Below are 226 nucleotides of genomic sequence, written 5' to 3'. Positions count from 1 at the left end.
GCTTACCGGTCTGTGGCTGTTGACCTTAACAGGCTGGCGGGCGGGTTTTAGGGCCGATGTTATCACCGGAGCCGCCAGGGACGGCGGCGACTGCGGCGGTGGGATTTTGCACTGCGGCTGACAGCGGAAGGCGTCCGCCTTGCGCGCCACGGGGGCTAAGAAGCTCAACCCGGCGGCCAGCCGCGCACCGGGGCTGAGGTAACCGCGCAGCGCCCTTCGGTGGGCG

The 226-nt window shown here is 69.5% G+C and carries 1 protein-coding gene; it reads right to left on the bottom strand.

Annotated elements, in window-relative coordinates:
- Positions 1 to 25: 25 nt before the first annotated feature.
- The coding region (locus tag ABR397_RS24135; RefSeq protein ID WP_350307890.1) for a hypothetical protein at positions 26 to 226 on the bottom strand (201 nt) is incomplete at its 5' end.

Origin of the sequence: Photorhabdus viridis (genome assembly GCF_040256935.1) — a bacterium.
Lineage (GTDB): Bacteria > Pseudomonadota > Gammaproteobacteria > Enterobacterales > Enterobacteriaceae > Photorhabdus > Photorhabdus viridis.
This window is presented reverse-complemented; position numbering and strand designations above follow the sequence as displayed.